Annotated in this window: 5 protein-coding genes and 1 pseudogene; 5 read left to right on the plus strand and 1 reads right to left on the minus strand. The window is 36.6% G+C overall.

The features are described from left to right. Positions 1-142: 142 nt before the first annotated feature. Positions 143-1,321: a YeeE/YedE family protein gene (locus BM012_RS17360; RefSeq protein WP_113714356.1), complete on the plus strand. Its 1,179-nt coding sequence runs from the start codon at positions 143-145 to the stop codon at positions 1,319-1,321. A 158-nt stretch (positions 1,322-1,479) separates the two neighbouring features. Here the strand turns inward: BM012_RS17360 and BM012_RS17365 are convergent, their stop codons facing one another. Continuing rightward, the gene (locus BM012_RS17365; protein ID WP_061805899.1) at positions 1,480-2,361 is read right to left on the minus strand and encodes a LysR family transcriptional regulator; all 882 of its coding nucleotides are present in this window, start codon (positions 2,359-2,361) and stop codon (positions 1,480-1,482) included. A 446-nt stretch (positions 2,362-2,807) separates the two neighbouring features. Between BM012_RS17365 and BM012_RS17370 the strand changes: the two genes are divergently transcribed. The 4 genes and pseudogenes from BM012_RS17370 to BM012_RS17385 all read left to right on the plus strand — a co-directional run. Further along, entirely contained in the window at positions 2,808-3,824 is a 1,017-nt protein-coding gene (locus tag BM012_RS17370) for a DUF3231 family protein (protein ID WP_061805900.1), read from the plus strand. Further along, positions 3,793-4,287 (plus strand): annotated as a pseudogene (locus BM012_RS17375) (hypothetical protein). The gene BM012_RS17370 and the pseudogene BM012_RS17375 overlap by 32 nt, the downstream one beginning before the upstream one ends. 164 nt (positions 4,288-4,451) lie before the next feature. After that, entirely contained in the window at positions 4,452-5,141 is a 690-nt protein-coding gene (locus BM012_RS17380; protein ID WP_074842855.1) for a DUF1796 family putative cysteine peptidase, read from the plus strand. Positions 5,142-5,569: 428 nt separating this feature from the next. Beyond that, positions 5,570-6,207: NTTRR-F1 domain (locus tag BM012_RS17385; RefSeq protein WP_139210370.1), on the plus strand; the 638-nt coding region annotated here is incomplete at its 3' end.

Consider the following 6,207-nt stretch of genomic DNA (forward strand, 5'->3'; position numbering starts at 1 on the left):
CCTTTTTCCACTAACTAACATTCTATAAATTAACTCTAAATACTAGAAACCCGATAGGAATTATTGTACTATAATACAAAAAGGAGGGGTTACATTGGCAACAATGGCTAATAATCAATCTGTATCGTCAACTCAGACAATAATGAAAACCCCAAATAATCGGAATACATGGTTAAGTGTTTTATCACTTCTCATCCTGATTGGCGGTACTATTTTCTTATATACAAAAGTATCTTTTAATCAATCGCTTTTATATGTATTAGGCGGAGTCGGAGGCTTTATCTTATATCAAGCCCGCTTTGGTTTTACATCTGCATGGCGTCAATTTATTTTACACCGCCGTGGTGAAGGTATTCGTGCTCAAATGATTATGATGCTTGTAGCAAACGCGTTATTTTTACCGCTTCTTTTGAAAGGAAGCATGTTTGGTCATTCTATTTCCGGATATGTGTCTCCAGTAGGAATGTCTGTATTAGTTGGAGCCTTTATTTTCGGAATTGGAATGCAAATGGGGGATGGATGCGCATCAGGTACGCTGTATCATATTGGTGGCGGTGATATGAACGGGGTTGTAACATTAATCGGATTTATTGCAGGCTCTGTTATTGCTGCTACTCATTTTAATTGGTGGATGAATACACCGCAGTTTCAGCCAATTTCTCTTATTGAACATTTTAATGTTATAACAGGTTTTCTGGTGCAGTTTATTATGCTTGCTATTGTTTACTTTGCGACAATCTTGATTGAAAAACGTAAACACGGCAAACTTATTCCTCAAAAACGAGAAAACACGAACGGATGGAAAGTCATTTTTAAAGGTCCTTGGCCACTTATTTTAGGTGGAGTTGCGCTAGCCGTTCTAAACGCTCTTATCTTAATGATTCAAGGAAAGCCTTGGGGAATTACATCTGCTTTTGCTCTTTGGGGTTCAAAAATCACCCAAGCTTTTGGGGCAAATCCTGAGACATGGTCATACTGGCAGGATCCTGCAAAGGCTGCTTCACTAGAAAGTCCATTATATATGGACGTCACAACCGTTATGGATATTAGCCTTATGGCTGGAGCACTTCTTGCTGCTGCTTTTGCGGGTCGTTTCAGCAAGCCTGTCCAATTTAAACTGCCGACTCGCATGACAATTGGTTCATTAGTTGGTGGATTAATGATGGGATATGGAGCTCGTATTTCATTCGGATGTAACATTGGAGCCTATTTCGATGGAATTGCTTCCTTTAGCATGCATGGCTGGCTTTGGTTTGTTGCTGCCTTTATCGGAAGCATTATCGGTGTGAAACTCCGTCCATATTGTGCTTATAAAAAATAAAAAAAGAACATGCAAAAAGACCTTATCTATGTAGATAAGGTCTTTTTGCATGTTAGCCGTCCTGAAAACACCGACGGGACAACTCCTTTTTGTCTCATGCCTACCTCTTTTCATACTTTATGTAGTTTACTCATTACAAAGTGTTAATGCTTTATATTTTAAAGCTCATTTTTACACTCTAAAACAAAATTCTTTAAGTTCAATGTGGGAGCAGACATGTATGTTTTTTCGTTCCAGGCAAGCCCTATTAATCGTTCACACTTTGGAGAACGAACAGGAATTTGGATAACGTTGCTTTCCTCCGGTTTATGTAAACGAGGCAATAATGAAATTCCAAATCCAGCTGAAATCAGCCCCGCAATTGTTGGAACTTCTTCTCCCTCAAAGGTAATGTTTGGGATAATTCCAACTTTCTCAAATAGCTGATCTGTAATGGAGCGCAGCGAATATCCTTTTTTTAAAAGAACAAATTTCTCCTCTCGTACTTCCTCTAATAAAATGCTTTCGTAATGGGAAAAACGGTGACAAGTTGGAACACTGAGAAAGAGCTCTTCTTTCCTTAAAATTCGCCAGTGAATGGGATGCTTAATTTCCATATTTGAAAGCAGACAAATATCAATTTCCCCTTCTTCTAGCTGGCGAAGAAGAGTGTAAGAATTATTTTGATAAAGACGAAACTTTGTTTTTGGATACACTTCTCTAAAAGAGCTAATAAGGCGTGGGATATAACTTGGTCCTAGTGTATGTAGAAACCCGAGGGAAATCTCTCCTTCTTCAGGATCCAAAAGGGCTTGTATCTCTCGCTTTCCTTCTTCGAACTCTTTCATAATCCGTTCGACTCGTTTTAAGAACAGATGACCGTATTTATTTAACGAAATAGAGCGACCTTGCCTATCAAATAGCGGAACACCAACTTCCTCCTCTAACCGAGAAATGGAGCGACTTAACGCAGGCTGTGATATTGATAATAGCTTCGCTGATTGTGTCATATGTTCTGTGCGTGCAAGCATTTGAAAATACTCAAAATGATGCCATTCCATAAAGCTCTCCTCCACTTACAGATAAATTCATACCTAGCTATATTATATATTACAATCGCTTTTTGTAGTATTTATGTCTCTTTCTCATTATAGATACTTGAGAAGTTTCTGTGGTCACTGTGGAGAAACCGAAATTCTAAAATAAGTAATATTTCTTTATTAATTTACAATCCAATCTCATCATATTACTCGTTATATCGAATAATCTTTCATTGTTCTTTATAGATAAGGCAATCTTCACCTTCTATTGCTTACTTTCAAAAAGAACTTAGTAAACCAATAAGCAACAAAGGCTATTACTACATCCATAATATTATGAATAACTAAAAATGCTTACGTATGAGATTATGATGAAACGTAGAGCCCACTCCTGAAGTTTGTTCTAAATTATAATATAACTCCATTGGGATATACTAGCGTAGACAAATTTGCAGGAGGTTAATAAAATGGAGAACATTACTCATAGTGGTAAGATGAGTTCCTCGGAACTTGCAAACCTTTGGTCACAATACCTCAATGATAGCTTATCACATTGCATTATTCGTTATTTCATTAATACTGTAGAGGATAAAGAAATAGGTGACGTCCTTCAATTTGCCCTCAAGTTATCGGAAACCCACCTTCAAAAGATAAAAGAATTTTTAACAAAGGAAAACTACCCAATTCCAAAGGGATTTACTGATGAGGATGTCACACTAGAGGCACCAGCTCTATTTACAGATACATATATTATTGTTTTTATGCAAATCATGTCTGTCCATGGTATGACTAGATATACAGGAGCTATTGGCTGTGCAATTAGAGAGGACCAAAGAAAATACTTTAAACAAGTTATTTCTGAGTCAGTGGAATTGTATGATTTAGCTACTGGTGTGCTTGTAAGTAAAGGAATTATTAGTAAACCCCCTATTTTTAACAATCATCAGAAAGTTGAGTTTGTAAAAAAACAAAGTTATCTAACAGGGTGGCTTGGAAAACGTAGACCGATCAGTGCGGTTGAAGTTAGTGGTACTTACCTTAATATGCAAAAGACACTGACAAAACTAGTTCTAGAGTTGGGGTTTAGCCAGGTTGCTCAGTCAAAAGATGTTCGGAAATATATGAAAAGAGCTAGATCAGTTTGCCAAGAACACTTCAAAATCCTAGCTTCAATGTTAACAGATGATGATTTGCACATTCCTAGAACGTTTGATTCCGAGGTAACAGATTCAACCGTTCCTCCCTTTTCTGATAAACTCATGATGTTTTTAATATCTAGCCTGCTCTCTTCAGCTATTGGATATTATGGTGAAGCTATGTCATTATGTCAACGGAGGGATTTGGCAACTAATTATGCGAAAATGATTACCGATATTGCAGTGTTAGCAGAAGACGGCGTAAATTTACTGATAGAAAATGAATGGATGGAGCAACCTCCCCTAGCGACAGATCATGACGATTTGGCAAAAAATAAAGGATTTTAGTAAGAATGAAAAAAAGGAACAGATAGTTGAGAGTATATTGTGGAGTATAGCTTTACCTGATTTTTCTCAAATATGAAATGGAAGGCTCTTTAAAGGAATTTTATTTCTTGTCCTTGAGATGGTAATAAACGTTAATGCAAATTTCAATGAAATCATTCGATTAAGTTTTATGGGACAAATAGATGCAGCAATTGTTCAAACAAATTTTCAATGGCTTATGTTTTATCCTTGTTTATACTTTTTTTCAATGTGGGATGCCTTTAAAAGTTTAGGTGGTGGAAAGAGCCACTTCTCCTATCTTCCGTTTGTTTTCTCGGGATTTTTCGTTACAGTTGGGATTATGTATTCAACAAAACTAAAAGTGTTTGGTTTCTTATTAGGACCCGTATGGCTTCCAATGTTGGGGGTTATCCCTGGTTTAATAATCGGCTTTTCTCTAAAAAGAATCCTAACATCACATTAAGGATAAACTTCATTGTTTATCCTTTTTATATTTTGTAGTTTTTTTATAAAGATATGGCTTCTATAGGGTACTAATCCTCATATAGACTTTAAAATAAATTGTCCAAACAATTCCAACCAACTAAGCATTTTATATTAAAAGACCTTTTAAAAAATAATAGGAGGATGATTAACTTGAACTTACAGGATATTAAAGGCTCTTATGATGCTGTATTTAGTTTAGGAAGTGCTTGTAATCCAGCTCTTCAATTCCAACGCCTTAATTTAAAAAGGTTTACATCAAGCCCACTAGATTGGAGTTACTCTCCATTCCTTTCAGATGTAAATAGATTGTTCAAAAATAATTTTAAGGGATTTATGGAACTTAAAAATATGCGTGTAGTAAATGATAAAGGAGATTATGTATATGCTCATGATGGAGCCCCTGTTGTTCCAGATAAAGAAATTCAAATACCAACAAAATCCTATGTAATACAAGATACTGTTTATAATATTTTTTCAGCTCACGATTTCCCTATTATTGGTGATCAGAGTTGGCTTGTAACATACCCTTCTTTTAAAAAAACACTAAACTATCGAATATATAGATTTCTAAAGAAAGTAATAAATAGTGAATCTGTTCTATTTGTTAGATGGGTAGCTAACTATGATGAAGCAGTCGAATTACAATCTATTTTATCTCACATGGTAAAAGGGCGTTTTAATGTTCTTATCCTTAATCCAGCAGAGGACTTAGAGGAAATTACCGAAGTGGACTGGGGATTAGACAGAACATGTGTAGTTAACGTTCCTAATGATCCTAACAGCGATTCAACATGGGATCATGTTCTAAATGGAGTAACACTAACGAATTAATTGTTTTTAGACTACTAAATCTTTTAATTAAATCAGATTTTGCATATTCCTATAACTCTATATCTAATTAATAATTTTTATACAATTCTAGCTGATATAAAACATGTTCAAAGAAATAACGAAGGCGCGGAACCCTTAAATAACAAGGAACCTGCGTCTTCTGTTTTTTGTCCTCTAGGTCAATTTCCATTTTGTCCATGACTGATTTAACAAACTTTTCCCCTACTCAGACATGAGAAAAATGAAGAGAAAATCGCGTCTTTCAAAATTTCTCTCCGTCATTGAACTTTACTCATTCCCCTTCATGTGTAAAAAAAACATCAAAAAGGATAAGTGCCCGCACTATTTCTAAGGAAGAGACATAGGATAAACGGTGTTACTTTAATAGTAATGCTACTTTTTAATAGAATGGAGGAATAATAGACAACATGAGTATTCAGAATTTAATTGTTAATGGAGGTTTCGAAACAGGAACACTTTCTCCATGGTTTTTTTCCAATGCAACGGTGACCAATCAATTTTCACATTCCAATTTTCATTCAGCAAGATTACAGAGTGGACTCACTGATTCCTATATTGGGCAACTTGTTCCCGTGAATCCAGGAGAAACCTTTGAATTACTCGTTTCCTTGGCCAGAGCAGGAGGGACCACGAGTGCTCCTCTACAGATACAAGTTATTTATTTAGATAATTTTTTTAATTCGCTTGGAAACGGCCTCTTCATAAATATTCCGGTAAACCGAATCCCTCTAGTTAATCTTAATACATGGCTTGAAATCTATCAAACTACAACCCCAGCCCCCCCAGGTGCCACACAAGCCTTTGTTTTAATTATTACTGGACCTCAATTAGGAACAGCCGATATTTTAGTCGATGATGTTGCTTTATTAGCTACATCAGGCGGACTGATTGGACCGACTGGACCAACTGGACCAACTGGACCTACAGGTACTACCGGCGACCTTGGACCAACTGGACCTACGGGTGCTACCGGCGATGCCGGACCGACTGGACCTACGGGTGCTACTGGCGACCTTGGACCGACTGGACCTACGGGTGCTACCGG

It is taken from the genome of Priestia endophytica DSM 13796, from assembly GCF_900115845.1.
GTDB classification, from domain to species: Bacteria; Bacillota; Bacilli; order Bacillales; family Bacillaceae_H; genus Bacillus_I; species Bacillus_I endophytica.